Genomic DNA, 24,749 nt, shown 5'->3' on the forward strand with positions numbered 1-24,749 from the left:
AAAAAGTCAAAACCACCAATGGGGATGTCATGACCAAGTCATCACACCGAGCCGGACATGTTGCTGCAGGCTTTACACTTGCAGCTGCCCTGCTCTCTTCCGTTTCCATCGCCTCTGCCGCTGAATTGCGCTGGTCTTCGCCGACCGACCCGCAGACAATGGATCCCCACGCCGTCAGCTCCGCACCGGTGCTGGGCTTCCTGAACAATGTTTATGAAGGCCTTGTCCGGCGCGACAAGGACATGGCCATTGAAGGATCGCTGGCGGAAAGCTGGGAACCGCTTGGTGAGGACGGCTGGCGCTTCAAGTTGCGTGAAGGCGTCACGTTCCACGACGGGGCCGATTTCACGGCGGAAGACGTGCTGTTTTCCTATGAACGGGCATCCTCGGAAGCGTCCGACGTCAGTTCCTGGTTCGCTCCGGTGAAGGAAGTCAAGATCGTGGACGATTACACGGTCGACTTCCTGACTCATGCGCCGAACCCGATCTTTCCCGACTCCATCGCCAACTTCATGATCCTGGACAAGGGCTGGGCTGAAGCGAATGCTGCGGAACTGCCGGCAAGGGACACGGAAACCTTCGCCACCTTGAACACCAACGGCACCGGTCCCTTCAAGCTGGCGTCGCGCGAACCGGGTGTGGAAACCGTGCTGGAACCGTTCGACGGCTGGTGGGACGAGAAACAGCACAACCTGACAAAGGCGACGTTCCTGCCGATCGCCAACCCGGCAACCGCGGTTTCCGGCCTGCTCAGCGGGCAGGTGGACCTGATCGAACCGGTTCCGGTCCAGGATGTCAGCCGCATTGAAGATCAGGACGGTCTCACGCTGCACCGGGGCATCGAGGCTCGGGTGATCATGCTGGGCTTTGCCCATGGCCACGACGCCCTGAAATATTCCAAGGAAACGGCCGACAAGAACCCGTTTCAGGACGTGAAGGTGCGCACCGCCGTACAGAAGGCGATCAATGCGGAAGCACTGGTCGATAAGATCATGCGCGGCAATGCGGAAGTCGCCAGCCAGCTGGTCAGCCCGCAGATGAAAGGCTATAGCGCTGCCGCTTCCGATCGCACCGGTTACGATCCCGAAGGGGCAAAGGCACTGCTGGCGGAAGCCGGTTATCCGGATGGGTTTTCATTCGGTCTCAAATGCCCGAATGACCGCTACATCAACGACGAAGCCCTGTGCAAGGCCATGGCGGCCCTTCTGACCCAGGCCGGCATGAAAGCCAACCTGAATGCCATGCCGGTCAGGACCTACTGGCCTGAGCTGCGCGCGGGCAATTTCGACATGTATCTGCTTGGCTGGTCGCCCGGCACATTCGACGCGGAGCACCCGATCCGCTTCCTGGTCACCACCAAGAATGACGAGAAGAAACTCGGCAGCTGGAACTTTGGCGGCTATTCCAACGCCCGTGTCGATGAACTCCTGCCGCAGATCCAGCGCGAAATCGATCCGGAGAAACGGCAGACCATGCTGGACGAAGTCGCGACAATTGTCCGCGACGACGTGGTTTATGTGCCCTTGCACATTCAGCCGCTGCTGTGGGGGTCAAAGTCCAATATCGACCTGACACAGCGTGCCGACAATTTCCTGATGCTGCGCTGGGTGACGGTGAATTAAGCCCTCACCGAATACATAACCCGAAGAATCGGCGCTTCCGGCGCCGATTTTTTTATCTCGGTAGATTTCGCTAGATTTTTTCAAATATATCTTCGCTAGTGTTTTTCGTTTTCAGAAATTTCCTGATTTATGTATCTGCCATTTTTTCTTCGAACCGAAATATTTCGAAGAGTTCATGAAACAAAGTTAAATTGATCGCATCACCTCTGCTCACCAACTCTAGGGCTCCGGACGAAACAAAATTTCAACCGGGCGCAACTTTCGAATTGGAGAGGAGACAATATGACCAAGCATCAAGTATTCGGCAACAGCACCCGCATCGACCTGGACACCCTGCTGGACATCGACCTGGAAACCGGCACGACATCGACCAAAAAAGCCCCTGCCCCTGTACTGCATCTTACGGATCAGGACGGTGACCTTTACATCGCTCCAGTTGCCTCATCCTCCCAGAACCAGGATCTTGCACCGCCGGGTGACGGCGCTTCCAACGATCTGCCGTTCCTGAACCTCGATCCCTATGATCTCGACGGCAAGGGGAACCTGCTCGGTGGTGAACTGGAAAAAGGCGCACAGGGCGGCATCAGCGCCCAGGTTGATTCTTCAAACGCTGCTGGAGAACAGCAACTGGGTTTCGGCCTGGAGATGATGGACTATACGTTCCGCACCTCGGAGGGAACGCTGGACATAATGACGCTGGCAGAGGAGCGGGCGACCGAAATCAAGTCCAGTTTCTACAATGGCCAGGAAGTTCCCGTCGAATATCAGAGCGGACTCATGCACGAGTTCGAAGGCAACTTCTACGACAACCAGTTCAGACAGCTTTACATCGAAATGGCCTCCGAGGTCGGGACAACAATTCAGGCAGAAACCTTCAATGAACATGGCGACCCGGTCCTGACGGCCTTCGGCCAGGAGCAGATGCTTGAAATCTACGGCGAAGCGTTCGACTACGGGATCGAAGAATTCGAAATGGTCTTCGAAATGGCCGTGGAGATCCAGTTGAACGATTTCGGCCAATACGAATTGACGATGTCGGTTCTGTTCGAGGGTGAGATCGTCTATCTGAACGGCGCTGAACGGGCCTATCATTTTGAGTACGAAACGCCGTTCCCGTTCTACTTTTCAAGCCTCGACGAGATCGAAATCGGCGACCTCCCACAAGGCTTCTACGAGGAAATTGCCCGTTTCGCCGCCGGCATGGGCGATGCCTGGGACGCGGTCGGAACGATCAGCGATCACCTTGAAGCGGTCTTGCTGCAGTTGCAGGAAGACGGACACTATCAGCCGTGGGAAGACGCTGGTCAGGGACTGGAGAACCCCTTCGATTTCAATCTGCCCAATATCGACCCCTTTGCCTGACAAGGTCTGGCCGTTCCGGGACTGCGGCCGTCCACTGGCGCTACCAGTCACCCTTCCCGCCCCTCGCGCGCAAGTGCGGGGGGCTTCGTTTTCGTGACTTGATTTTGCCCCTGTCTTCGGCTCATCTGACGCAAAAGCAAATCAGTTTCTGAGATGGCCGCCAGTCGGCCGCCGCGATCACTGGAGCCCAGAATGCCCGTTTCGACACGCCTCGCCTGCCCCGACAGCTCCGGATTGAAGGCACGTCTGCGCGTCGTGGCAACACTGTCAGCGGCCCTTCTGATGGCCGGCTGCCAATCACAGTTTCAGCAGCCCTCGGATCTGCTGTTCGCGCCGACCTTCTCAAAAACCCGGCAGAACATTCCCTATACCTACAACACGCCCTACGATTGCCGGACATTCACCGGCAGCGGCTGGAAGGGCATTGCCAGCGGCAAGGTCAACAATTTCGACCAGACTTACCTGATTTCGCAGGCCGGCTGTTTCAAGACCCAGCAGGAATGCGAAGCCTGGATCTTCTACATGCGCGGCTATATCGACATCCCGCGTTTCATGCGCTGCAACACCTACACCGCCTAAAGCCGAAGGCCGCTTTCTGGCACCTCTCCGCGGAAGATCGGTCGTTCGCTCAGATAGTCGGCGATGTAATCCCGCAGGCACTTTGCACGGGCACTTAACAAGCGACCGGTCGGCCAGACAGCGAAGATATCCCGCCTTTGGCCCTGCCACCCCGGCAGCACCGGAACGAGGCGGCCAGTTTGCAGGTCCGCCGACAATTCGCTGACGGGCAACAAGGCAAGTCCATGGCCGTCCGCCGCCAGTTGCCGTGCAAGGCCGATGTCATCGACCGTGATCCTGGCAGAGATGGGGATTCTGGCCTGCTCCCCGCCCGTTGTGTTCTGCAGCTGCCACTCCGGCAAGGCAGCCACGCGGATCTGGGCCTGGGACTCGATCTCTGCCGGATCGATCGGCGTACCGGCCTGTTCGAGATAGCCGGGTGACGCAACAAGGATGGTCGCTACAGTTCCAAGGCGTTGCTGATACAGGCGTTCATCCGTTTGAGGCCCGGCGCGCAAGGCCAGATCCACCTGGTTGGCCTGAAGATCCTGGTTCTCGTTGCTCAGTGTCAGCGTCAAACGGATATCCGGATAGGCTTTCAGAAAACCGGACCACATCGGCTGCAGGATACCGACGGAAATATTGGTCGGAGCTGCGGCCTTCAGGCTGCCCTGCAAGGCAGTTCTGTCGGTGTCCAGGCTGCGAAGCGTTGCCTCCGCATGCTGTACCAGGTCCGCAAAGGCCTCGAAATAGGCCTGCCCTGCCGATGTCAGGGCAAATTTGCGCGCCGACCGGTGTACAAGCTGCGCTCCGATCCGCTCTTCCAGCTTGCGCAGGCGACGGGTAACGGTTGCCGGCGGCAGCCCGACCCGATCCGCCGCCGCCTTCAGGCTACGCAGCTGGGCAATCTGCACAAACAGGGCAACATCATCCAACATGATTTCATTTTCTCAATTTAAGCTCTCATTTACGCATATAGATTCTGAAAAGAGCAATCAATATGTCTGCCTTGCACTCACACGCAAAGGAGACCGACATGACCCGATATTTCATCAGTGCAGGCATTGAACTTCAGGACGGTGCGGACTTGCGGGAAACCGAAGCCGGACTGCGTGACCTGGCGCTAAAGACGCAGGACGAACCGGACTGCCATCTGTTCGAGATCCGGCAGAACCGGAAAGATCCGCGGAAATTCACCTTGTGGGAAAGCTGGACCGACAAGAAAGCTCTGGAGGCCCATTTTGAAATGCCACACACGAAGGCGTTCCTGGCTCGCAACCTGACCAAGGTCAACTACATCGAGGAACTGTCGGAAATCGGAGCGCTTGAAGCAGTCGATGCCTGACCAGGTCCTGAAAACCCGGCTGATTGCAGCCCTGTTGATGTCCTTCAGCCTGTCTTTGCTCATGTCCTGCTGGGTGACATTCATCAATCTGGGCCTGACGGAAGCCTTTGTCACTCAGTGGATGAAGGCTTTTCAGCTGGCCTGGCCAGCGGCTGCGCTCATCGCCTTTTCCCTCGGACCTGCTGTCCAGAAGGCAACAGCTTTCCTGGTCCAGCGCCTTCCCTGATCTTCAAAAAGGAAGCAAGATGCCTGTCTCCAGACGGAACTTCGAACAGCTTGGCCTGCCGGTCGGGCCCTATGCCCATGCCGTCGTCCATGGCGATACACTCTATACGTCAGGCTTTACCGCCTTTGGCACGAACGCCCAGACCCTTGACGCCAGGGCCCAGACTGCGGCCGTGCTCGATCAGCTTGAGGTCATTGCCCAAGAGCACGAGCGCACCTTGCGCGATCTGGTCAAGGTCACCGTTTTTGTCTGCGATCCCGCCGACATTCCCGGCATCCGGACCGCACTGGCTGAGCGCTATGGTGACGCCGTTCCCGCCAGTTCACTGGTCATGGTTTCCGGCCTGTTCGCGCCAGAGCTCCGTGTCGAAATCGAGGCCGTGATTGCCATGCCCTAAGCCGAAGACATGCCTCTACAGGCCAAAAACGGAACAGCAGCCAGGAACGGAACAGGAAAACCCGCTGGCTCGTCAGCTGAATTCATCTTTCGTTGACGCTGGTTGAAAACTTGCGGGGTTTTGCAAGAAAACGTGAAGCCCCGCGCTTGATCAGCAATACACCCGCCCTACAACCTGTGTTAGGCTGGATTTGATTAAAAAGATAACTGTGCACGGGCAATGCGACCCAAAAAACAAAAAAACAGCAACTGACCACCTGCTTGCAGGTGGTTTTGTTTGAGGCACCCCTGATCAGTCTCCCAAGCTTTTTCTAAAGAACACGGTCTCAGAGATCGGCGTGTCGTAATAGGCTCCGACCTCTTCAAACCCCGCTGCTCTGTAGAGTTTGATTGCCCCTGTCATCGTCGGCAGCGTGTCGAGCAACATGTCGCTGTAGCCGGCCGTTTCTGCAGCTTCCAGAACAGCCGAAACAAGCCCGGCGCCGACGCCACGCCCCCGCCCTTCCGGCAGAACGTAAAGCCGCTTCATCTCGCAGGCACCGGCGTCGCCGAACGGGCGCAGCGCCACGCAGCCCAGAACCGCACCCGCCCCATTCTTGGCCAGAAACAGCCCGCCCGCCGGCGGTGCATATTTGCCTGGCAGTCCGGCCAGCTCTTCTTCGAAGCCCTGATAGCTGAGGTCGATCGCCAGCCAGTCGACATAGGCCCGGAACAGGGACCGGATGGTCTCCAGATCCTCCTCCCTGTCGGCCTGGCGGATGGAAAACGTCGGCGAGCCGGTCATGTGGCAGCTATATCCAAATTCGCTTGATCTCAGTTATTGGCAGGGACGACAGCCGGGATGGCCTTCAGATAGGCTGCAATTGCCTCGCGGTCGCTTGCCGGCAGCCGCGCCATGTTTTCCTGAACATGCACCATCTCACCACCGACGGAATCATAATCCGGCGTAAAGCCGCTCTCCAGATAATAGGCAATGTCGGCTGCGCTCCAGCTGCCAAAACCACCGTCGACCGGAGTGATGTCCGGAATGCGCCCCTCTCCTGTGGGTGCCGGCGCCCCCCCGAGCCAGCTGCCGAGGATCAGCCCGCCGGCGAAGTCACGCGGCGTATGGCATTCTCCGCAATGACCAGGGCCTTCAACCAGATAACGCCCCCGCGCCCAGACGGCCGGGTCGACTTCGGCGGTCCCGACCGGTGCAGATACGACCGGATCTGGATCCAGGAACATGCGCTTCCACAAACCGAGACCACGTCTGATGTTGAAGGGAAAACCGAGTTCATGATCGGCGGCCTTGCCCGAGACGGCCGGCAGGGTTTTCAGAAAGGCATAAAGATCGCCAAGGTCTTCGCCGCTCATTCTGGCATAGGACGTATAGGGAAACGACGGATAGAGGTTCTGTCCGTCCGGTGAAGTGCCATGGGTCATGGCGTTGGCAAAATCGATCAGCGACCAGGCACCGATACCATCTGCCTCGCTGGCAGAGATGTTCGGGGCCACGAAGGTGCCGAAGGGCGTATCCAGCCGAAGCCCACCGCCCAACTCCAGAAGTGCATCTCCTTCTGCGCCCTTGGCCGCGTGGCAGGAGGCGCAGCCCCCTGCCCAGAACACCAGCTCACCCTTCTCAGGATCACCGGCCTTCAAGGCCGATGCCTCAGCGTCGGACATGCGCGTCGGTGCAGAGAGGAGCCAGCCGACACCGGCGGCGATCACGCCGAACAGAATGAGGACTATGATCGCCTTTTTCAAAGGACCTCTCCAGGTGTCATGATGAAATCACCGGAAAGTCGGGACTGATTTCCGGTCAGTTCTTCTTACGGTAAGTCTCGTGACAGGATTTGCAAGTGCCGAAGACAGGACCCATGGCGGCTTTGAATGCGTCCAGATCGGCAGGACCGGATTTACCGGACGCTTCCATGGCCTTGCTCGCAGCAGCCGCAAACTTGGCAAGTTCGGCAGAGAAACCGTCTGCATTTTCCCAGATCGCCGGGGCAGCACCTGTGTTACCCTGGTCGGAGCCGGCCGGGAAGAAGTCCCCGAAGGTCGCGGCAGCCGCGTTCATGGTCGCGATGGCAGCCTTGCCGGCTGCAGGATTGTAATCGATCTCGCCCTTCATCATGCCGCCGCCAAGTCCGGCAGCCGCGCCAACCGACGCCATGACGGCTTGCCGGGCTGCAACGGGATCATCAGCGGCCTGGGCCGTGAAACCGGCAACACCAAGGCCCGCGGCCAAACCGATCACTGCAATCTTCTGAAAAATGCGCATGTAGTTCTCCCTCTCGCAAACAAGGCGATCAAAGGCGCGTCGCGTCTTCGCGCCAAGGGGAGTACAGCGCATTTGCCTGCGGTGCGCTAAATCACGGTCCCGTGAACACGCTCGCAAAAATGTAACAAGGTGTATGCCCGGATAGGAAAAGGCCCCGGCTCGTCTGAACCGGGGCCCCTGATTTCGCGAAATCCGGCAAAATTATTTTGCGGCTTCGTACATCTCCAGGACGTAGTCCCAGTTGACCATGTTGTCGATGAAAGCTTCCAGATACTTCGGACGCGCGTTGCGGTAGTCGATGTAGTAGGAATGCTCCCAGACATCGCAGCCGAGGATCGGCGCCGCGCCGTGAACCAGCGGATTTTCTCCGTTCGGCGTTTTCATGATTTCAAGCTTGCCGTCCTTGACTGCCAGCCAGGCCCAACCGGAACCGAACTGACCGATACCGGCGGCAATGAAGTCGGCACGGAACTTGTCGTAGCCACCCAGATCGCTGTCGATCGCAGAGGCCAGAACGCCCGGCAGCGACGTGCCGCCACCGTCCTTCTTCATCCACTTCCAGAAATGAATGTGGTTGTAGTGCTGACCGGCATTGTTGAACAGCGGCGCGTTCTTGCCGTAGCTCTCCTTGACGATCTCTTCCAGAGACTTGCCTTCCAGGCCACTGCCGGCGAGCAGCTCGTTGCCTTTGGTGACATAGGCCTGATGGTGCTTGTCGTGGTGAAACTCAAGCGTTTCGGCAGACATGTAGGGTGCCAACGCGTCATAAGCATACGGCAGGTCAGGCAATTCGAAAGACATGACAATCTCCTCAATGGGTCTGGGACCAGCGGCCGGGCAAAACGCCCAAACAGACCGCGTCGAGCGGCAAAATAGGATCGCCAAGGCCGGTCGGCAAGCGGCGATCGTCAAAATAAAGAAATTTTTTTCTTTTCAAAACACACCTTCGACAGAAAGCGGGGCAATTGACCTGTTCGCCGCCCTCTTTCCCAAGTCTTGGCTGCAAGCAGACGATAAACTCAACCATTTGGTTGACTATTATCCGCTTCATCGGTACATTTCCGAAGGTTGGACAACAGCAAGCCGGGGGCAAAGATGGAATTCGACTCTGTAAACTGGATAGCCGTGATCGTGGGGGCCGTTGCCGCATTTTTGTTCGGTTGGCTCGTCTATTCGCCCTTGCTGTTTTTCAAGACCTGGGCAGAAGGCTCCGGTGTGGAATTGACGCCGGACAGCAAGCCGCCGATGGGGGCCATGCTCGCACAAATTCTCGGCCTGCTTTTTCTGGCCACCGTTATCGGGGTCACGGCAACCCACGATGCCCTGATCACTGCCCTTCTCGCCATTCTGAGCGCAGCAAGCCTGACGGCATCAAATGGCGGGTTCAGCGGCAAGTCGGCGGCCGCCATCGCCATTGACGCCGGCTATATCATCGGCGCCGGTATTCTCATGATCGTGGCACAGGCCCTGATTTGAGATCTTAGGCATCGGTCGGCACCTCGCCCGGGTCGCGGCAGATTCGACTTGCCGTGATCCCTTGCCGGTTTCAGCCGCCGGTCGCAGATCCTTGGCGGATGTCCTGATCTCCGTCGATGGTCTCGGCTGTCAGGTCCTTGTCAGGCATCTGGCTGTTGAAGACCTGGCGCGCAGCCCGGCCGGCGGCCGAGTTCTCAAAACAGACGTAGAGCCCATGCTGAACCAGGAGCTTGTCGTGAAACTCGAGATCTTCGGCCACGGTGGCCACGACTTTCATTTTTGACTTCAGATACTCAAAGACAAGACGATCGATGACGATCGCATCGGTCCGTTGAGCAGCAACCTGAAGAATGTTCTGAGTGTCGTCCTCCGCAAGCTGGGCGGTGATCTCACCCGCTGCAATCATGTGATCCAGACGGTCTTCATTCACATATCCACGCACCACGCCGATAACATAGTCCTTCAGGTCGTCATGGCTGGACCAGGTAAAATCCGAGTCCCGTCGCTTCAGGAAGCCAACGGGGCTTACGCCGAAGGACTCGGAAAACAGGCACCTGTCGCCGCCCTTTTCCGCGTCGATGTCCTCTGAATAGTATTCCGGGTATACGCCTATCCACTCAGGATCGTCGGCGGCCAGCTTGATGGCCCGGTTCCAGGGAAACACCTGGTGTTCCATGTCGATGCCGCCACGGGCAAAGATCTCGCGCACCGTGTCCGTGTTCGGACCCGATCCGTCTTCAAGAACGTAAGGCGGCCAGTTGAGCGTCGTCAGCTTCAGTTTTTCCGCCGAAGCAGCCGGAAAAACTGCAAGGATTGCAGTAAAAACGATCCCAAGAACCGTACGCATCAATGCCTCTTGCGAGGCAGGCCCGCTGTCCGGCCTGCCATTGCCCGTTCGGGTGGAGACCGCCCGGTCAGGGCGTCTCCGCTGTTAGCTTACAGGGCAGAATTGAATTTGTCGCGCGCCGCGCGCCCCGCGTCGCTGTTCTCGAAACAGATGAACAGACCGTGCTCAACCAGAAGGTTGTCGTTGAAGGTCAGGTCACCCGCAACCTTGCCGACTGCCGGGTCATTTTGTGCCAGGTGTTCAAACACGAGCTTGTCGATCACGCCGGCGGCCGCGCGGCCGCCTGCAACCTTCAAGATGTTCTGCGCATCATCATCGGCTTCTTCAACCTTGATGTCACCGGCCGCCACCATCGCATCAAATTTTTCCTCGTTGTTGTAACCGCGCACAACACCGATGGAATAAGCCTTCAGATCGTCATGACTGCTCCAGGTAAAATCGGAGTCCTTGCGCTGGACAAAACCCACGGGGCTTATGCCGAACGACTTGGAGAACAGGCAGCGATCGCCCCCCTTCTCAACGTCGCTGGCCTCGGAGTAGTACTCCGGATAGACGCCGATCCAGGCCGGATCCTTCTGCGCAAGATTGATGGCCCGGTTCCAGGGAAAGACTTGTACTTCCGCCGAAACACCCGCCTTTTCGAAAGTCGATTTGACCGCATCGGTACTGGGGCCGCTGGCATCTGCCGTCACATAGGGCGGCCATTCCAGGGTTGTCAGTTTCACGGTTTCAGCCGCAACCGGTCCGGCATAGGCCGCCAGTATCGCCGTAGCAGTAAGGAGATGACGCATGTCTCTATCCTGTCCGATATTTTGAATACCTCAAGGGCAGCACAAAATATCAATCAGGTATGAACAACAGCTTTCTCTTGAAACTACGTAAATACAACAATATTAGACATCAACCGCCATCGTAAATAACTACAATAATCAGAAAAAAGAAGAAAACCGAAAATATTTAATCGACAATCCATCGGACACAGACACCGTAAATGACAATCCCCCGCAATAATGGCATTTTGCCGGGAACCACGCCTCGCCCAGCCACACCTCCTATTGCGATCCGGAACCAAAACATGACGACACCTGCCCGATCCCCGGTCGCGCTCGCCTTTGGCGGTCTTCTGGCCCTTGCAGCAGCCATGGGCATCGGCCGGTTTGTCTATACCCCGATCCTGCCTTTCATGAGCGAGGGCCTGGGCCTGCCGGCAGATGATGCAGGCCTGATCGCCTCGGCGAACTTTCTCGGTTATCTCGCCGGTGCCCTTCTTGGCGCGTCCAGGTTCCTGCCCGGCAGCCCCCGCTTCTGGTTCTTAAGCGGTCTTGCCGTCAGCGCGCTGACCAGTTGCGCCATGGCCGCAACCACCGCCCTGCCCGCCTTTCTCCTGATCCGGTTCATCAGCGGTATCGCCAGCGCCTTTGTGCTCGTGTTTTCAACAAGCCTGATCCTTGAACGCCTCGCATCGTCCGGTCGCGCCGGCCTGTCTGCCCTGCATTTTGCAGGTGTCGGATGCGGTATTGCCTTTTCTGCCCTGCTGGTCGCGGCCCTGGCACACCTGTCAGCCGACTGGCGGCTTCTCTGGCTGGCGAGCGGCGGTGTAACGCTGTTCTTTTTCCTCCTAGCAGCCTGGCTTGTCCCAGCTGACAACACCCGCAAAGCTGGCTCAGCAGAAGCCGGGTTCCAGCCAGCTGCCTCGCCGTTTTCCAGCGGCAGCAGGGTGCGTCTGATCCTGGCTTACGGTCTTTTCGGCTTTGGCTACGTGATCACGGCGACATTCGTGAACGCCATTGCCCGTGCCACGCCCGCCCTCCAGCCAACGGAGCCCTTTGTCTGGCTGACGGTCGGATTATGCGCAGCGCCGTCCATTTACATCTGGAACAGGATTGCGGGGCGTCTTGGCACCCGACAGGCCTTCGCCATGGCCTGCGTGCTGGAGGCCGGCGGTGTGGCGCTGACGGCCGTTACCCTGCAACCCGTGCTGTTCCTGCTCGGCGCAGGCCTGCTCGGAGGCACGTTCATGGGCATCACCGCCCTCGGACTGATGGAAGCGCGGCGCGAAGCGAGCGACGGCGGTGCCGCCGCCATCCGTCGGATGCTCGCCGTGCTGACGGCCAGTTTCGGGCTGGGGCAGATGGCGGGTCCCTGGTTTGCCGGACAACTGCATCACGCCACGGGATCCTTCTCGGCAGCCTCGCTTGCGGCTGCGGCCTCCTTGATGGTCGCCGCAGCCCTCGTTGCCCGGTAACCGGTTCAACGCTCCAGCACGTTGTCAGGCGTGCGAGAATTCCCAGTAGAGTTCGCGCGCCCGTGCCGCAATCGGCCCCGGCTGGAGGTCACGCTCCTCGATACGCTTGACCGGCGTCACCTTGTTATAGTTGCCGGTGGAGAAGATCTCGTCCGCTTCCAGGAATTCGCCATAGTCCATGGTGCGTTCAAAGACGTCATACCCGGCGCTCTTCAGCAGCTGGATGACACGCTGGCGGGTGATCCCGTTCAGGAAGGTGCCGTTCGGCGCCGGTGTATGAACCTTTCCCTCCTTGGCCATGAAGATATTGGCCGAGGTCAGTTCCGCGACATTGCCGAGCATGTCACGCACCACGGCATTGTCAAAACCGCGGCCCTTGGCTTCCACCATCGCCCGGGCATTGTTGGGATAGAGACAGCCCGCCTTGGCGTTGACAGGCATGCATTCCATTGTCGGGCGGCGGAACGGTGACAGCGTGATGCTCATCGCCGCGTCCTTCGGCGCCATCGGCGCGTCGAACAGACACAGGCAGAAACGGGTGCTCTCCGGGTCGCCGACAATCACGCCAGGACCGTCCCCCTCAACCCAGTACATGGGTTTGACGTAAATCTGCTGGTCGCTCTTGAACTTGGCACAGCCCTCCCGCGTCAGCTCGGCCATTTCACCAACCTGCATGGTTGGCTTCAAGCCGAGCGCAAGCGCGCTGTCATTCACCCGCTGGCAGTGCAGGTCGATATCGGGCAGCACCCCTTCGAAAAAACGGGCCCCATCAAAGACGCTCGATCCAAGCCAGGAAGCGTGGGTGCGCGGTCCCATGATCGGCGGATTGCCCTCGTGCCATTCCCCGTCAATCCAGGTCCAGGTGTCGCTCCATCCGCTCATGTCTCTTCCCTTTTCGCCGCTGATTTGCTGGTCTTGCGCCGACACAACACCGCCCGCCGGTCCAGGTCAATAGCTTACCGCAGAATTCCGGAAAGTTGCCGGTTTTCTTCGCCAATCCGACTGGAATCGAAATGAAATTATTCCGTCCAGGTCCGTATGCGAATACATTTTTCCACTTCTCCGGCTCCTCTTCCACGCGCAACAGCGCAGGCTTTCAGGAGCACAGGCACCGCTGCCTGCAAACAACCGGCAATTGACTTTCAGCACCAAATGTTCTCTTTATGTTCCGAAATGGGAGGCAGTTTTAATGCAACAGCGAATTTCAATGACCACGCTTGTGGTTGACGACATTGCCGAAGCCCGGCGCTTCTTCGAGGACGGTCTCGGCTGGCAGGTCAATGCCGCCCCTTCCCCGGAAGTCGTGTTTTTCCAGGTGCTCGGCGGTGTGTTTGCCCTTTACGGTCGGCAGGCTCTGGAACAGGAAATCGGCAGGGACGTTACCGGTGACAGAACAGGGGCCGTCACACTTGCCTGGAACACGGCGACGGCGGACGAAGTTGACACGGCATTTCAGGAGGCGCTCACGGCCGGCGCAAAACCCGTCAAACACCCGGAAAAGGCCTTCTGGGGCGGTTATTCCTCCTATGTCGAGATCCCGGGTGGTCATTTGCTGGAGATTGCGCACAATCCCTTCTGGACGCTCGGCCCCGACGGCTCTGTCACTTTGCCGCCTCCCCAATGAGACTGTAATAATTGCCTTGCGACTTTTGTCGCAGATACCAGTGCTTGACGCAGCTGCTCCCAGCCTGTTCTCTTCCGCGGTTCCCGCAGAATGGCTTGGAGAGTTTGAAAGATGGCACATGCCGCGTTTGTGTTCGATGCCTATGGCACCTTGTTCGATGTGCATGCCGCCGTCAGAAAACACGCCGAAAAACTTGGCCCGGACGCCCAGAGGCTATCCTCGCTCTGGCGTGAGAAGCAGCTGGAATATTCCTGGGTTCGTGCCCTGATGGGGCGCTATCAGGATTTCTGGGAACTGACGCAGCAGGGTCTCGACACCGCGTTTGCCCTTGTCCCGAGCGCGGACAAGTCGCTGCGCGACGATCTGCTGAGCGCCTACTGGGAACTCGACTGTTACCCGGAAGTTCCGGAAGTCCTGACCGCCCTCAAGGCCACCGGCGCCAAGATCACGATCCTGTCCAATGGCTCCCCGGCCATGCTGGAAGCCGCTGCCAAGGCCTCAGGCCTGACCGAGCTTTTCGACGAGATTTTTTCGGTCGATGAACTGAAGACATTCAAGACCGATCCGCGCACCTACGAAATGGTGACCACCCATTTCCGCATCTATCCGGAAGAGGTCTCTTTCCAGTCATCCAATCGCTGGGACGTTGCAGGGGCCACCGCCTTCGGCTTCCGCACCGTGTGGATGAACCGCACAGGCATGCCGGACGAATATGCCGACCTTGCCCCCAAGGCCGTTCTGGCCGACCTGACCGGACTGGCCGCACTCAGCTGAACGGCCTCCCCGGGGACTGCCCACGCAAAAAAGCACCCGCGCCCAGTGGGATCAGACGCGGGTGCCTTGGGTTGCCGGACGCTCACGTCCGGCAACAACTCAGAACGAGCGGGAAACGCCGATCATCAGCCGGTGATTGGCGGAGGTCCGCTTGACGCTGGCACCGCCATAGCGCGCCGTGTCGTCGATGATACCCGTCACCGAATAGTCCGCCCGGAGATGCCACTCGTCGGTCACGGCCACTTCCAGGCCGCCGCCGAAAACCGGTCCGATCGACACCGAGTTCCTTTCCGTCCCGTTGGCCTTCAGGCTGTGCTCGGTGGCAGCGATACCGAGGCTGAGATACGGCATGAAATTGTTGATCGGCAGACCGGCCCGCGCCTTGGCATTGACCGACCACTTCGCGCCGGTTTCCACGGTTCCGAGTGTCGGATGGCGGCCCTTCTCGCGTCCGCCGAGATAGGTTGCTCCAGCCTCAACGCCCAGGACGAAGCGCGAGACTTCCCAGTTATAGCCGCCGAACAGGCCGAACGCCGCGTCGACCCGTGACAGGTCTTTCGAGCGCCCGCCGGACTTGACGTCGGTTGCGGTCTGGGAAATGCCCGTCTCGAAACCGAGATAGGGCCCGGCCCAAAGCGAATGCGGCGCCGGCGATTGAAATACCGGCTCCTGGTAGGGGTCGAGATCCGCCGCATAAGCGCCGGAGATCAGCACGAACAGCACAGCACACAGAATAAGCGGTTCGAGCACCCAGTGACTACGCAGAATGCGCCGCACAATTCCCTGTCTTGTCCTCGGGCGGTTGGGACCGGTCCGCTCACGGGCAGGAAAATCATAATTGGCAAAAGAACTTACCATCAGTGAACTCACTTCATTTATGACATTTTCAACGCAACACAACTTTGATTTTTTATTGTGAAACGATAATTTGCAAAATGCCTGCGTTAATTTTTTTGTCAACCACTTTGTTTTGCGCTTGCAAAAAAACTGGCATCGGAGTAGTCAGCGCGATGGGCACTCAGCGAAAAAGATTGCGTGAGACAGCGATGAGCAGCTTGGAACTGGAACGACACAGCCGACTTGGCAGGATCCGCCGTCTTGCGGGGATCATGAAATGGGCCGCGGCCGTGGTGATCGCGCTCCTGGTGCTCGTGGGCGTTTTCCTGGTGACTGCCCTGATCTGGCCGGAACCTTTTGGAGCGGGATCCGAAACCATCGACTTCGGCACGCTTGAGCGCCCCATTGGCGAGCTGCCCCCGTTGCAACGGCTCGGTCTGGCAGCGCTCACCGGTGTTGCCTTTCTGCTGCTGACGGGGGCGTTCTGGCACGTCCGCCGGATATTTGCGCAGTTTCAAAAGACCGACTTCTTCTCCCCCCTGACGCTATCAACCGTCTTCACCTTCGGCATCTGGCTCATTGCTTTCGGGCTCCTGGATGCCGCCAACGACCCGATCAGTTCCCTGCTGGCGTCCATCGATCTGCCGGAGGGGCAGCGGATCATCGAAACGGAAATCACCGGCGGCGAAATCTTCTTCGTCGTGCTCGGCACCTTGATGTTGCTGTTTGGCTGGATCCTGCGCGAGGCAGCAATGATCGCGGACGAAAACAAGCAGTTCGTTTGAGACTTTTGGAGTTACCCGCATGACCGTTTCAGAAACCGCGGACAGAGAACGGCGCCTCACCCGCATTCGCAGGGTTTCGGGCATCATGAAGTGGGTGGTGACCGCCGTTTTGGCAGTGATCTTCATCTTTGGCGTGATCGTGACGGTTGGCATTGCCCTGCCGGACGACTTCATGTTCGCGGCTGACGAAACACTCGATGTTGCCGACGTGGAACGCTCCTTTGGTGAAATTCCCCATCTTCAGCGCATCGGCATCGCTGCCCTGGCCGCGATCGCCTTCACGCTGCTCATGATTGCGGGCTGGAACATCCGCCAGGTCTTCAAGCGGTTTCAGCAGATGGAGTTCTTCTCGCCCAAAACGCTTGCCAACGTGATTGCGTTCGGCACCTGGCTGATCGCTTTCGCCGTGTTCGACCTGATCAGCGACCCGCTCGGGTCCTTCATCCTGACCTTTGACCTTCCCCCTGGCGAGCGTCAGGTCGACATCACGCTGGATGGTGGCGAAATCTTCTTTCTGATTCTCGGTGCCTTGATGCTTCTGTTCGGCTGGATCCTGAGGGAAGCCGCTTTGATCGCCGATGAAAACCGGCAATTTGTCTGAGGACCGTTGGCCTTTGAACAGTCTCGTGAGGTGGGTATGACAACCATGGAAGCAGAACTGAGAGACCAACGACTGCGCCGCATTCGGGGGTGCGCCGGCTTTGTAAAATGGCTACTGACCCTGAGCGCCGTTGCCCTGCCGATCATGGGGCTTGGTCTGTTTCTTTCAGTCCTTTTTCCAACCTGGCCTTCCTTCAACGGCGAGGAATCGATTGTTGTCGGAGACATTGAACGCAGCTTTCTGAACATGTCGTTCCTGCAGCGTGCCTTGCTGTCACTGCTGGTCGCCATATCGTTCTTCCTGCTCATGAATGCCTTGTGGAGCCTGCGCATGCTGTGCGCCCGCCTCCAGAACATGGACTTTTTCTCAGCCAATACGCTGAAGCGGCTGGTCATGGCCGGTGTCTGGCTGATTTCCTACGCCTTTTTTGATGTCGCCAGCGACCCCGTCGCGGCCCTCATTACAACAATGGACTATCCGGAGGCCCAAAGGATTGTTGACGTAACGGTCGATGGCGGTGAAATATCCTGCCTGATTCTTGGGGCTCTCATGCTGGTGCTTGGATGGATCCTGCGCGAGGCCGCCCTGCTCGCAGAAGAAAACAGACAAATAATATAGCGACAGCGCGCCGGGGACCCGACCACCATGCCGATCATCATTGAACTGGATGTAATGCTCGCCCGCCGCAAGATGCGCTCGAAAGAGCTTGCGGAACGCATCGGCATCACCGAGCAGAACGTGTCGCTGCTCAAATCCGGCAAGGTCAAGGGCGTGCGTTTCGAAACCCTGGAAAAGATCTGCGATGTGCTGGACTGCCAGCCTGGTGACATTCTGATCTACGAAGCCGATGGCCCCGGCGAAGGATGACCTAACCCCTTCAGGCTTCTAATCCTTACCCCGATAGCTAAAATCAGATTCAAACCTGCATCTCCGGTTCAAACCTTCCAAAAGTTTCCTGCGTTAATAGTCGCCCTCGGTAAATTCTACACTGATTGTAATTCGGATCACCGAGGGCCGTAACGTGCATATGAAAGACGCCAATACCGGTAAACGAACGGTCCCCGCGACGCGGGCACGTCTTCGCGCCGGCAAACTCAGGACCATGTCGCAGGACCTCATCGGTCCCTGCACGCTTTATGACCTCAAGAACGGCAACACGGGACTGATCCTGCCCGGTGAGGCTGCCGATCTCCCCGACACTTTTTACATCGAGGACGAGGGCGACATGTGCCTCGGGCTCGCTCATGTCCAGCAGCGCGCGCGACCGCACATCGAGATCGCCTATCTCGAGGCCCCCACACCGCTTCACACGCTGACAAAGCGCTCTGCCTGACGGCGCCTGGCCTGCCTCATGAAAAGAATGAAATCGGCACGTGACGCATGGGCGCCACGCCCCTTTGTCATTCCGCAGCTTCTGCCGACCCGTAGCCGAGTTGTTCGTTCAGCTTCCCGACCAGCCCGATCGCAGCTTCCGCGATCACGGTGCCCGGCGGGAAAATGGCGGCGGCACCGGAGTTGTAGAGTTCGTCATAATCCTGCGGTGGCACCACACCTCCCACCACGATCATGATGTCTTCCCGGCCCTCGTCCGCGAGCGCCTTTTTCAGCGCCGGCACCAGCGTCAGGTGACCGGCAGCAAGTGACGAAACTCCGACAACGTGGACGTCGTTTTCCACCGCCTGACGGGCGGCTTCTTCCGGTGTCTGGAACAAGGGTCCGATATCGACATCGAAGCCCAGATCGGCAAAGGCAGACGCGATCACCTTCTGGCCGCGGTCATGCCCATCCTGGCCCATCTTGGCAACGAGAATGCGCGGGCGGCGTCCGTCATTGTCCTCGAAGCGCTCCACCAGCTTCTGCACTTTTTCGATCGTGTCGGACATGGCACCGGCCTCCCGTTTGTAGACCCCGGCGATTGACTTGATCTCGGCCTTGTGCCGGTCGAAGACCTTCTCCATCGCGAGCGAAATTTCGCCGACGGTTGCCTTCGCCCGGGCAGCCTTCACCGACAGGTCGAGAAGATTGCCTTCGCCGGAAGATGCACAGTGTGTGAGAGCATCCAGCGCGGCCTGGGTCTCGGTTTCATTGCGCTCGGCCCTCAGACGCTGCAGCTTGTCGATCTGGGCGGCCCGCACCTGGGCATTGTCCACTTTGAGAACGTCGATCGCCTGTTCGCTCTCCGGCTTGAACTTGTTGACGCCGACAACCGTCTGGGCGCCGCTGTCGATCCGGGCCTGTGTCTTGGCCGCGGCCTCTTCGATGCGCAGTTTCGGAATGCCTTTCTCGATGGCCTTGGCCATGCCGCCGAGTTCCTCGACCTCGCGGATATGCGCCATGGCCTTTTCGGCGAGGTCGGCTGTCAGCTTCTCGACATAGTAGGACCCGCCCCACGGGTCGATCACGCCGGTCGTGCCGCTTTCCTGCTGCAGGAACAGCTGCGTGTTGCGGGCTATGCGGGCTGAGAAGTCCGTCGGCAGCGCCAGCGCCTCGTCGAGTGCGTTGGTGTGAAGGGACTGGGTATGTCCCTGTGTTGCCGCCATCGCTTCCACACAGGTGCGGATCACGTTGTTGAAGACATCCTGGGCGGTCAGCGACCAGCCCGATGTCTGCGAGTGGGTCCGCAGCGACAGGGATTTCGGATTTTTCGGCTGGAAGTTTTCCTGCATCAGCGTCGCCCAGATCAACCGCGCCGCGCGCAGCTTGGCAACTTCCATGAAGAAATTCATGCCGATCGCCCAGAAGAACGAAAGCCTTGGTGCAAACTGGTCGATATCCATGCCGGCAGCCACGCCGGCACGGGCATATTCAATGCCGTCGGCGATCGTATAGGCCAGTTCCAGATCAGCCGTCGCCCCGGCTTCCTGCATGTGATAGCCGGAAATCGAGATCGAGTTGAACCGCGGCATGTTCTGCGAGGTGAACTTGAAGATATCCGAGATGATCCGCATCGATGGCTGCGGTGGATAGATATAGGTGTTGCGGACCATGAACTCCTTCAGAATGTCATTCTGAATGGTGCCCGACAGGTCCTTCTGGGCAACGCCCTGCTCTTCGGCGGCGACAATGTAAAGCGCCAGCACCGGCAGAACGGCCCCGTTCATGGTCATGGAGACGCTCATCTTGTCCAGCGGAATGCCGGAAAAGAGCGTGCGCATGTCATAAATGGAATCGATTGCGACGCCGGCCATGCCGACATCACCGGCCACGCGGGGATGATCGCTGTCATAACCGCGGTGGGTGGCCAGGTCGAAGGCCACTGAAAGCCCCTTCTGACCGGCTGCCAGGTTGCGCCGGTAGAAGGCATTGGAATCCTCTGCCGTCGAGAACCCAGCATATTGGCGCACCGTCCAGGGCTGCTGGACATACATGGTCGGATAGGGCCCACGCATGAAGGGCGGCAATCCGGGCCAGGTGTCGAGATGTTTCAAGCCCTCGAGATCGGCGGCGCCATAAACCGGCGGCACATCGATGCCTTCCGGTGTTTCCCAGGCGGCCTTGTCGCCCAGCTCGGCTTTCGGCAGCCGGTTTTGAAACGGGGTCTTTGCAAAATTCGGGATCCGACTCATGACTGGACCTCCAGATCTGACAGCTCGGCGCCGTAGCGCGCCTCCAGCAAGTCATGGGCATTGCCAAGCAGCTCCAGGAGATCACCCCCAGCAAAAAGGAAGGCGCCGATCCCGGCCGCGCGATACGTTTCTTCCTGCTCTCCCGGTCGCCCAGCAAGATAAAGATGACGGGCTCCTGCCGTCTTCAACGCCTCGGCAACGGACCCTGCCTTTTCTGCATAGACATCATCGGATGACACGAGACAGGCCAAGACCGCACCGCTATTGCGGAACGCCGCAAGCAGGTCGTCCATCGTATCATACACCTCCTGGCCAACCGGCTGGAAACCACCGGCGGCAAAAGCATTCGCCGTCCAGGTGGCACGCGCGGTGAATTGCGGCAGACTGCCGAGCGTTGCCAGGAAGATTTTCGGTTCAACCGCATTCTGCGCCTCGAATGCCTCTGCCCGGGTGCGAAGCTTCTCGAAGGGCTCGGACAACCGCGCGCCGCCGAGCGAAGGATAGCTCGTGTCGCGCGGCAGCTGATCGAGGCGCATGCCAAGGTCCTGCATCGGCCGCCCTTCCAGGGCCAGTTTCCGAAGCGCAGCAAAACGTTCTCCGTTGCCAGGCTCCGGCAGGTCTGCCGGCGGCGATGCCAGACCGGCCAGTTCCGGCGCGGGCTGTTCCAGTACCGCAACGCCGGTTTCCTTCAGATCCGGAAATTCGCTGACCCCCGTGATCGGACGTTTGCGGCGGGCGATATCCTTGTCCCGACCAGCGCGCGATGCCTCGATACGGGCATGTACCACGCCCTCGTGAAGCGCCTTCATCAGACCGCCGGCTGCTTCGATCTCCTGAAACAGTCCCCACGCCCCGTCGCATAGTGCATCCGTTCGGGCTTCGATCGCTCCCGAACCGGCAGCCGGGTCCGTAACTTTCGCCAGATTGCTCTCTTCCAGCAGGATGGATTGCGTGTTGCGGGCAAGCCGGCGGGCAAAACCATCCGGCAGTCCAACGGCCTGCGTGTGCGGCAGCACGCAGATGCTGTCGGCACCGCCCACACCTGCCGCAAAGACGGCCACCGTGTTGCGAAGCAGGTTCACCCAGGGGTCGCGCCGGGTCAGCATTCTATAAGAGGTGCTCATGTGAAGCGGCACGGCGGCTTGCGGCAGGCCCGTTTCCCCCAGCACGCTGGACCATAGCGCGCGGATGGCCCTGGCCTTGGCGATCGTACCGATCTGATCTGCATCGGCGATCAGGCTGAAGGAAATCTTCTCGGCCCAGGCGTCCGGCGCGAGTCCGGTGCCTTCCAGCATTCTGAGATGTTCGGTCGCAGAGGCCAGAACAAGTGCAAGTTCTTGCGCTGGCGTCGCCCCGGCCTCATGCCAGATCCGGCCCTCCGCCTTCATCATGCGCAGCGGACTGCCGAGCTGGTCCGCGGAAACAATTGCGTCCCGGAAATGCCGGAAGGCCTGCTCCATATCCGCAAGGGCAACCCCATTGGCCGCAATCCAGCCATAGGGGTCGAAACCGGCAGTGATATTCACCTTTGCCGGATCGATCTGATGTTTTTCCAGATAAGCCAGGAGAAGTGCCAAAACCTCGATGTTTTCCCGGCCGGCTTCGAAGCGCAGATCGATCAGCTCCAGTTGCACATCCGCCAGCAACTTCTCCAGACCGGCAAGATCCTCGATCCGGATGCCGTGGCCATAGGCGGCCGCAGCCCCAGAGAACACCAGATCAAGCCCGCTGGCGCCACCAGTCAGGTCTTCCAGAAGTTGGGCATTTGCATCCCCGACGTCGGGAATGTCGATCCGCTGCACGAGTGACCATTCTCCCTGACCCCGCCGCAACTGGCGGGCCGGGCCGTCCTGTCGACGCGCATAAAGCGGAGCGATCTGGGCCCCGTCTTCTGTCGTTCCGAAGAGCTTCTGTCGTGACGCCCCCTTGAGCGCCTTGTCGACAGCACTCCACCAGGCATCTTCGTCCGCTGTGTAAAAATGATCAGGACCGGTAAAACTGTTGGGCATGGATATCGTCTCCCTGTGCCCGTTTTAGTCCCTGCCCGCAAAGCTTGGCAACTCAGCAGAAAGGGTAAGGTTTTGGAGAGGCACAGCCCCTGGCGCAAGGGCGCATTGCAAGGCTCGGCAAGAATCAAAAACGGCCTATACTTAATTTGGCATGCAAAATAATCAGCACCTGCGCAACAAGTGCGCCAAACTACGTCAGATCAACAATACTGACCTATTTCAGGAGCCGCTAATTGGGAGCAATTTTGTTGTAGTTTGCCAATTTTTTGGCGGAATAAGCTAAATTTGCCAGTTTTCCCTATTGGTACGATCATCAATTGTATTGTAGCGTATGTGTGCTGACGCATGGGAATTTCTACCCTCATAAGAAATGCGCGGCAAACGAGTCCGGCAATGGCCTGAAAGGGTTGCTGGTGGACACGCTTTCACCCATCAGCGGCTGTCCCGGCGTCCGTCGGAGCAGACGCAAAAAGCGGCGCCTCAAGCCGCAAAGGATGTGCACAATGCTTGATCAAACGGAATTGAAGAGCAAACTGAGAGCCATCTCAGAAGCAAATGCCGCCCATCATGTTCTCGACATCTTGGAATCCAATCTCCGCCGCATGGGGGCGACGCATATCCTCATAACCGGCCTGCCGATGCCGAACCGTCCGATTGACAATCTCGTTCAGCGTTTCCGCTGGCCGGATCAGCGCAACGACGGCATCGAGAGCACGTCCCTGTCTGCAAATGACAGCGCGCTCATGCTGGGCCTCGGCTCTAACAGGGCCAGGGTCTGGACTATCACCGCAGGCGACATGGAACACTCCGATCTTCTCGCCTCTGCCGGCGAGGGCAGCCAGATCGTCGTGGTTCCGGTGACGGAACTCTACCCCTTCCAGGCCTTTGTGTTTGCAAGCGGACCGTCGCTTCAGGTCAACAAGTATGACCTCTCCAATCTGGAAGTCCTGTCGGCTGCCGCCTTCTCGCGCCTGCGGGAACTCGGTGTCATTTCCGGCCAGCGCCCGGGCGCGTTGTCGACCCGCGAACGCAGGGTTCTGGAACTGACCGCCTATGGCAAGACGGCCGGAGAAATCGCAGACGTGCTCGACATTTCGCAGCGGACTGTCCACGCACATTTGCAAAATGCCAGTGTTAAACTGAACGCTTCGAACAAGACGCACACCGTGGTTGAAGCGCTTCGCTACGGACAGATCAGCGTCTAACACTGGCCGACGCAAGGCTGATCCATTTTCAGGGGCTAATAAAAGGCGCGCTTGCCGGCGCGCCTTTTCTTGTTTTCAGCGTTCTTAAGAACCTGACCTCAATAGGTCATCATCGGCGCAAGTTCTTTCGCCTGGTCCACCCACTTGGTGACCTGGCTTTCGCTCGGCACCTGGCGCACGAGTTTCTTGTCCTCGTTCACCTCGGCCATCTTCGCCGCCAGGTTGGCCGCATTGCGGTGCTTGAGTTCTTTCACGGTATCGACGCCCGCAGCCTCCAGAAGCTCGGAATATTCCTCACCGACACCACTGATGCGCATCAGGTCGGCCATGTTGGCCCATTTAAGGATCCGCTTGCCATCGATTCCCGTTTCGTCTTCCAGCGCCTTGCGCCCTTTCGGGTCTTTCGCCCGCTCCAGATAGGCTTCGGTGGTCTTGATACCGATTTCGCCCAGCTTGGCCGCATAGGTCGGGCCGATGCCCTCGATTTCGTCGATGGAATAAGACATCCGCACAGAACTCCCTCAATCACCGGCAGCCGAACCCTGGGGCAATCAGACGATTTGGCTCAACCCCGGAATTTGTGAAACCACTTCATTCACAACGTCATCCCCTGCTTTTTCCTTAGCATAGGAAATGAGTTCCTTGGCAACACTTTGCACGCCGCTCATGTCCAGACCGATGCCATTGAGTTCGGTAAGCGCGGCCATGGCGCCCATCTGGCCGCCCATCATGCTGCCGAGCCCACCCAGGAGACCGCCGCCGCCACCGGCTTCTTCGCGCGCCGCCACCAGCTCCTGTGCACCGGGCAGAGCATCGAAAATCAGCTGCATCTTGTCTTCCGGACCTTCCTTGTTGAGGAAACCGAGAATGATGCCGATCGCGCTCTTGGCCGTGTCTGCGTCAATGCCGGCTGCCGCCATCATCCGGTTGATGAGCTCTTCCATGGAAATCTCCTGCCTAATCCCTGTACGCCCGTCTCCCCGGCGCTTCTTTGCTTTCTATACAGGT

30 protein-coding genes are annotated in these 24,749 nt (G+C 58.7%); 17 read left to right on the forward strand and 13 right to left on the reverse strand.

The genetic code is table 11. The features are described 5' to 3' along the window. Positions 1 to 29 precede the first annotated feature (29 nt). From CHH27_RS08775 to CHH27_RS08785, 3 genes are all read left to right on the forward strand, one after another. Positions 30 to 1,622, forward strand: coding sequence for an ABC transporter substrate-binding protein (locus tag CHH27_RS08775; RefSeq protein WP_094071248.1), 1,593 nt, complete (start codon positions 30 to 32; stop codon positions 1,620 to 1,622). 282 nt (positions 1,623 to 1,904) lie between these two features. After that, a complete protein-coding gene (locus CHH27_RS08780) occupies positions 1,905 to 2,984 on the forward strand; it encodes a hypothetical protein (RefSeq protein WP_094071249.1) in 1,080 nt (359 codons plus the stop codon). A 192-nt stretch (positions 2,985 to 3,176) separates the two neighbouring features. Next, a complete protein-coding gene (locus tag CHH27_RS08785; protein WP_157738814.1) occupies positions 3,177 to 3,563 on the forward strand; it encodes a hypothetical protein in 387 nt (128 codons plus the stop codon). On the opposite strand, the gene CHH27_RS08790 is transcribed toward CHH27_RS08785, so the two are convergent. Continuing rightward, complete coding sequence (locus CHH27_RS08790; protein ID WP_094071251.1) at positions 3,560 to 4,480, reverse strand: LysR family transcriptional regulator; 921 nt, start codon at positions 4,478 to 4,480, stop codon at positions 3,560 to 3,562. The two genes, CHH27_RS08785 and CHH27_RS08790, sit on opposite strands and share 4 nt — an antisense overlap. Before the next feature lie 98 nt (positions 4,481 to 4,578). Between CHH27_RS08790 and CHH27_RS08795 the strand changes: the two genes are divergently transcribed. From CHH27_RS08795 to CHH27_RS08805, 3 genes are read left to right on the forward strand one after another with little or no spacing between them, the layout of a single operon-like run. Next, positions 4,579 to 4,887 carry a putative quinol monooxygenase gene (locus CHH27_RS08795; RefSeq protein ID WP_094074613.1) on the forward strand — a complete coding sequence of 103 codons (309 nt, stop codon included), beginning with the start codon at positions 4,579 to 4,581 and terminating at the stop codon, positions 4,885 to 4,887. Continuing rightward, entirely contained in the window at positions 4,880 to 5,113 is a 234-nt protein-coding gene (locus CHH27_RS08800; RefSeq protein WP_208988721.1) for a DUF2798 domain-containing protein, read from the forward strand. Before CHH27_RS08795 ends, CHH27_RS08800 begins: the two co-directional genes overlap by 8 nt. A 19-nt stretch (positions 5,114 to 5,132) precedes the next feature. Next, positions 5,133 to 5,510 (forward strand): RidA family protein, encoded by a 378-nt coding sequence (locus CHH27_RS08805; RefSeq protein WP_094071252.1) that lies wholly within the window; start codon positions 5,133 to 5,135, stop codon positions 5,508 to 5,510. Between the two features lie 291 nt (positions 5,511 to 5,801). Here the strand turns inward: CHH27_RS08805 and CHH27_RS08810 are convergent, their stop codons facing one another. The 4 genes from CHH27_RS08810 to CHH27_RS08825 all read right to left on the reverse strand — a co-directional run bounded on the left by CHH27_RS08810 (position 5,802) and on the right by CHH27_RS08825 (position 8,573). Then, positions 5,802 to 6,293: a GNAT family N-acetyltransferase gene (locus CHH27_RS08810; RefSeq protein ID WP_094071253.1), complete on the reverse strand. Its 492-nt coding sequence runs from the start codon at positions 6,291 to 6,293 to the stop codon at positions 5,802 to 5,804. 29 nt (positions 6,294 to 6,322) lie between these two features. Further along, complete coding sequence (locus tag CHH27_RS08815; RefSeq protein ID WP_094071254.1) at positions 6,323 to 7,255, reverse strand: cytochrome c; 933 nt, start codon at positions 7,253 to 7,255, stop codon at positions 6,323 to 6,325. A gap of 55 nt (positions 7,256 to 7,310) precedes the next feature. Continuing rightward, a complete protein-coding gene (locus CHH27_RS08820; RefSeq protein ID WP_094071255.1) occupies positions 7,311 to 7,772 on the reverse strand; it encodes a cytochrome c in 462 nt (153 codons plus the stop codon). Between the two features lie 201 nt (positions 7,773 to 7,973). Then, positions 7,974 to 8,573, reverse strand: coding sequence for a superoxide dismutase (locus CHH27_RS08825; protein ID WP_094071256.1), 600 nt, complete (start codon positions 8,571 to 8,573; stop codon positions 7,974 to 7,976). On the opposite strand from CHH27_RS08825, the gene CHH27_RS27600 reads away from it, so the two are divergent. Next, positions 8,572 to 8,886: a hypothetical protein gene (locus tag CHH27_RS27600; RefSeq protein ID WP_157738816.1), complete on the forward strand. Its 315-nt coding sequence runs from the start codon at positions 8,572 to 8,574 to the stop codon at positions 8,884 to 8,886. The genes CHH27_RS08825 and CHH27_RS27600 overlap by 2 nt on opposite strands. After that, a complete protein-coding gene (locus CHH27_RS08830; RefSeq protein WP_094074615.1) occupies positions 8,868 to 9,248 on the forward strand; it encodes a DUF1761 domain-containing protein in 381 nt (126 codons plus the stop codon). Before CHH27_RS27600 ends, CHH27_RS08830 begins: the two co-directional genes overlap by 19 nt. A gap of 70 nt (positions 9,249 to 9,318) precedes the next feature. Here CHH27_RS08830 and CHH27_RS08835 read toward each other — a convergent pair whose 3' ends face one another. Both CHH27_RS08835 and CHH27_RS08840 read right to left on the reverse strand, forming a co-directional pair. Beyond that, entirely contained in the window at positions 9,319 to 10,095 is a 777-nt protein-coding gene (locus CHH27_RS08835) for an ABC transporter substrate-binding protein (RefSeq protein WP_094071257.1), read from the reverse strand. Positions 10,096 to 10,184: 89 nt separating this feature from the next. Continuing rightward, a complete protein-coding gene (locus tag CHH27_RS08840; RefSeq protein WP_094071258.1) occupies positions 10,185 to 10,886 on the reverse strand; it encodes an ABC transporter substrate-binding protein in 702 nt (233 codons plus the stop codon). Between the two features lie 284 nt (positions 10,887 to 11,170). Between CHH27_RS08840 and CHH27_RS08845 the strand changes: the two genes are divergently transcribed. Further along, on the forward strand, positions 11,171 to 12,340 hold the full coding sequence (locus CHH27_RS08845) for a YbfB/YjiJ family MFS transporter (RefSeq protein WP_208988730.1): 1,170 nt from the start codon (positions 11,171 to 11,173) through the stop codon (positions 12,338 to 12,340). Between the two features lie 24 nt (positions 12,341 to 12,364). On the opposite strand, the gene CHH27_RS08850 is transcribed toward CHH27_RS08845, so the two are convergent. After that, positions 12,365 to 13,222, reverse strand: coding sequence for a branched-chain amino acid aminotransferase (locus CHH27_RS08850; protein WP_094074617.1), 858 nt, complete (start codon positions 13,220 to 13,222; stop codon positions 12,365 to 12,367). 307 nt (positions 13,223 to 13,529) lie between these two features. Between CHH27_RS08850 and CHH27_RS08855 the strand changes: the two genes are divergently transcribed. After that, complete coding sequence (locus CHH27_RS08855; protein WP_094071259.1) at positions 13,530 to 13,964, forward strand: VOC family protein; 435 nt, start codon at positions 13,530 to 13,532, stop codon at positions 13,962 to 13,964. Positions 13,965 to 14,075: 111 nt separating this feature from the next. Next, positions 14,076 to 14,738: a haloacid dehalogenase type II gene (locus CHH27_RS08860; protein ID WP_094071260.1), complete on the forward strand. Its 663-nt coding sequence runs from the start codon at positions 14,076 to 14,078 to the stop codon at positions 14,736 to 14,738. Between the two features lie 99 nt (positions 14,739 to 14,837). Here the strand turns inward: CHH27_RS08860 and CHH27_RS08865 are convergent, their stop codons facing one another. Continuing rightward, positions 14,838 to 15,515 (reverse strand): outer membrane protein, encoded by a 678-nt coding sequence (locus CHH27_RS08865; protein ID WP_208988732.1) that lies wholly within the window; start codon positions 15,513 to 15,515, stop codon positions 14,838 to 14,840. 269 nt (positions 15,516 to 15,784) lie between these two features. Between CHH27_RS08865 and CHH27_RS08870 the strand changes: the two genes are divergently transcribed. The 5 genes from CHH27_RS08870 to CHH27_RS08890 all read left to right on the forward strand — a co-directional run bounded on the left by CHH27_RS08870 (position 15,785) and on the right by CHH27_RS08890 (position 18,294). Next, positions 15,785 to 16,360 (forward strand): DUF2975 domain-containing protein, encoded by a 576-nt coding sequence (locus tag CHH27_RS08870; protein ID WP_208988734.1) that lies wholly within the window; start codon positions 15,785 to 15,787, stop codon positions 16,358 to 16,360. A gap of 19 nt (positions 16,361 to 16,379) precedes the next feature. Further along, positions 16,380 to 16,961, forward strand: coding sequence for a hypothetical protein (locus tag CHH27_RS08875; RefSeq protein WP_094071263.1), 582 nt, complete (start codon positions 16,380 to 16,382; stop codon positions 16,959 to 16,961). Between the two features lie 6 nt (positions 16,962 to 16,967). Beyond that, positions 16,968 to 17,579, forward strand: coding sequence for a DUF2975 domain-containing protein (locus tag CHH27_RS08880; protein ID WP_157738818.1), 612 nt, complete (start codon positions 16,968 to 16,970; stop codon positions 17,577 to 17,579). A 27-nt stretch (positions 17,580 to 17,606) separates the two neighbouring features. Continuing rightward, positions 17,607 to 17,828 carry a helix-turn-helix transcriptional regulator gene (locus CHH27_RS08885; protein ID WP_094071265.1) on the forward strand — a complete coding sequence of 74 codons (222 nt, stop codon included), beginning with the start codon at positions 17,607 to 17,609 and terminating at the stop codon, positions 17,826 to 17,828. 154 nt (positions 17,829 to 17,982) lie between these two features. After that, positions 17,983 to 18,294 carry a hypothetical protein gene (locus CHH27_RS08890; protein ID WP_157738820.1) on the forward strand — a complete coding sequence of 104 codons (312 nt, stop codon included), beginning with the start codon at positions 17,983 to 17,985 and terminating at the stop codon, positions 18,292 to 18,294. Positions 18,295 to 18,361: 67 nt separating this feature from the next. Here CHH27_RS08890 and scpA read toward each other — a convergent pair whose 3' ends face one another. After that, positions 18,362 to 20,527, reverse strand: a complete 2,166-nt coding sequence (gene scpA, locus CHH27_RS08895; protein ID WP_094071267.1) for a methylmalonyl-CoA mutase — start codon at positions 20,525 to 20,527, stop codon at positions 18,362 to 18,364. Continuing rightward, complete coding sequence (locus tag CHH27_RS08900) at positions 20,524 to 22,536, reverse strand: methylmalonyl-CoA mutase family protein (RefSeq protein WP_094071268.1); 2,013 nt, start codon at positions 22,534 to 22,536, stop codon at positions 20,524 to 20,526. The genes scpA and CHH27_RS08900 overlap by 4 nt, the downstream gene beginning before the upstream one ends. 503 nt (positions 22,537 to 23,039) lie before the next feature. Between CHH27_RS08900 and CHH27_RS28300 the strand changes: the two genes are divergently transcribed. Beyond that, positions 23,040 to 23,741, forward strand: a complete 702-nt coding sequence (locus CHH27_RS28300; RefSeq protein WP_094074618.1) for a helix-turn-helix transcriptional regulator — start codon at positions 23,040 to 23,042, stop codon at positions 23,739 to 23,741. 98 nt (positions 23,742 to 23,839) lie between these two features. Here CHH27_RS28300 and CHH27_RS08910 read toward each other — a convergent pair whose 3' ends face one another. Continuing rightward, positions 23,840 to 24,247 carry a DUF4332 domain-containing protein gene (locus CHH27_RS08910; RefSeq protein WP_094071269.1) on the reverse strand — a complete coding sequence of 136 codons (408 nt, stop codon included), beginning with the start codon at positions 24,245 to 24,247 and terminating at the stop codon, positions 23,840 to 23,842. A gap of 45 nt (positions 24,248 to 24,292) precedes the next feature. Then, on the reverse strand, positions 24,293 to 24,685 hold the full coding sequence (locus CHH27_RS08915) for a DUF2780 domain-containing protein (RefSeq protein WP_094071270.1): 393 nt from the start codon (positions 24,683 to 24,685) through the stop codon (positions 24,293 to 24,295). Positions 24,686 to 24,749 lie beyond the last annotated feature (64 nt).

The sequence above is a fragment of the Labrenzia sp. VG12 genome, assembly GCF_002237595.1.
Taxonomy (GTDB): Bacteria; Pseudomonadota; Alphaproteobacteria; order Rhizobiales; family Stappiaceae; genus Roseibium.

Bases quoted from the DNA above. Each gene is read 5' to 3' on its own strand.
- CHH27_RS08870 (WP_208988734.1), top strand. From the start codon at position 15,785: ATGAGCAGCTTGGAACTGGAACGACACAGCCGACTTGGCAGGATCCGC.
- CHH27_RS08915 (WP_094071270.1), bottom strand. From the start codon at position 24,685: ATGGAAGAGCTCATCAACCGGATGATGGCGGCAGCCGGCATTGACGCA.
- CHH27_RS08825 (WP_094071256.1), bottom strand. From the start codon at position 8,573: ATGTCTTTCGAATTGCCTGACCTGCCGTATGCTTATGACGCGTTGGCA.
- CHH27_RS08795 (WP_094074613.1), top strand. From the start codon at position 4,579: ATGACCCGATATTTCATCAGTGCAGGCATTGAACTTCAGGACGGTGCG.
- CHH27_RS08785 (WP_157738814.1), top strand. From the start codon at position 3,177: ATGCCCGTTTCGACACGCCTCGCCTGCCCCGACAGCTCCGGATTGAAG.
- CHH27_RS08885 (WP_094071265.1), top strand. From the start codon at position 17,607: ATGCCGATCATCATTGAACTGGATGTAATGCTCGCCCGCCGCAAGATG.
- CHH27_RS08805 (WP_094071252.1), top strand. From the start codon at position 5,133: ATGCCTGTCTCCAGACGGAACTTCGAACAGCTTGGCCTGCCGGTCGGG.
- CHH27_RS08790 (WP_094071251.1), bottom strand. From the start codon at position 4,480: ATGTTGGATGATGTTGCCCTGTTTGTGCAGATTGCCCAGCTGCGTAGC.
- CHH27_RS08820 (WP_094071255.1), bottom strand. From the start codon at position 7,772: ATGCGCATTTTTCAGAAGATTGCAGTGATCGGTTTGGCCGCGGGCCTT.
- CHH27_RS08875 (WP_094071263.1), top strand. From the start codon at position 16,380: ATGACCGTTTCAGAAACCGCGGACAGAGAACGGCGCCTCACCCGCATT.
- CHH27_RS08830 (WP_094074615.1), top strand. From the start codon at position 8,868: ATGGAATTCGACTCTGTAAACTGGATAGCCGTGATCGTGGGGGCCGTT.
- CHH27_RS28300 (WP_094074618.1), top strand. From the start codon at position 23,040: ATGCTTGATCAAACGGAATTGAAGAGCAAACTGAGAGCCATCTCAGAA.
- CHH27_RS08780 (WP_094071249.1), top strand. From the start codon at position 1,905: ATGACCAAGCATCAAGTATTCGGCAACAGCACCCGCATCGACCTGGAC.
- CHH27_RS27600 (WP_157738816.1), top strand. From the start codon at position 8,572: ATGACAATCTCCTCAATGGGTCTGGGACCAGCGGCCGGGCAAAACGCC.
- CHH27_RS08855 (WP_094071259.1), top strand. From the start codon at position 13,530: ATGCAACAGCGAATTTCAATGACCACGCTTGTGGTTGACGACATTGCC.
- CHH27_RS08910 (WP_094071269.1), bottom strand. From the start codon at position 24,247: ATGTCTTATTCCATCGACGAAATCGAGGGCATCGGCCCGACCTATGCG.
- CHH27_RS08900 (WP_094071268.1), bottom strand. From the start codon at position 22,536: ATGCCCAACAGTTTTACCGGTCCTGATCATTTTTACACAGCGGACGAA.
- CHH27_RS08800 (WP_208988721.1), top strand. From the start codon at position 4,880: ATGCCTGACCAGGTCCTGAAAACCCGGCTGATTGCAGCCCTGTTGATG.
- CHH27_RS08835 (WP_094071257.1), bottom strand. From the start codon at position 10,095: ATGCGTACGGTTCTTGGGATCGTTTTTACTGCAATCCTTGCAGTTTTT.
- CHH27_RS08775 (WP_094071248.1), top strand. From the start codon at position 30: ATGACCAAGTCATCACACCGAGCCGGACATGTTGCTGCAGGCTTTACA.
- CHH27_RS08845 (WP_208988730.1), top strand. From the start codon at position 11,171: ATGACGACACCTGCCCGATCCCCGGTCGCGCTCGCCTTTGGCGGTCTT.
- CHH27_RS08860 (WP_094071260.1), top strand. From the start codon at position 14,076: ATGGCACATGCCGCGTTTGTGTTCGATGCCTATGGCACCTTGTTCGAT.
- CHH27_RS08810 (WP_094071253.1), bottom strand. From the start codon at position 6,293: ATGACCGGCTCGCCGACGTTTTCCATCCGCCAGGCCGACAGGGAGGAG.
- CHH27_RS08850 (WP_094074617.1), bottom strand. From the start codon at position 13,222: ATGAGCGGATGGAGCGACACCTGGACCTGGATTGACGGGGAATGGCAC.
- scpA (WP_094071267.1), bottom strand. From the start codon at position 20,527: ATGAGTCGGATCCCGAATTTTGCAAAGACCCCGTTTCAAAACCGGCTG.
- CHH27_RS08840 (WP_094071258.1), bottom strand. From the start codon at position 10,886: ATGCGTCATCTCCTTACTGCTACGGCGATACTGGCGGCCTATGCCGGA.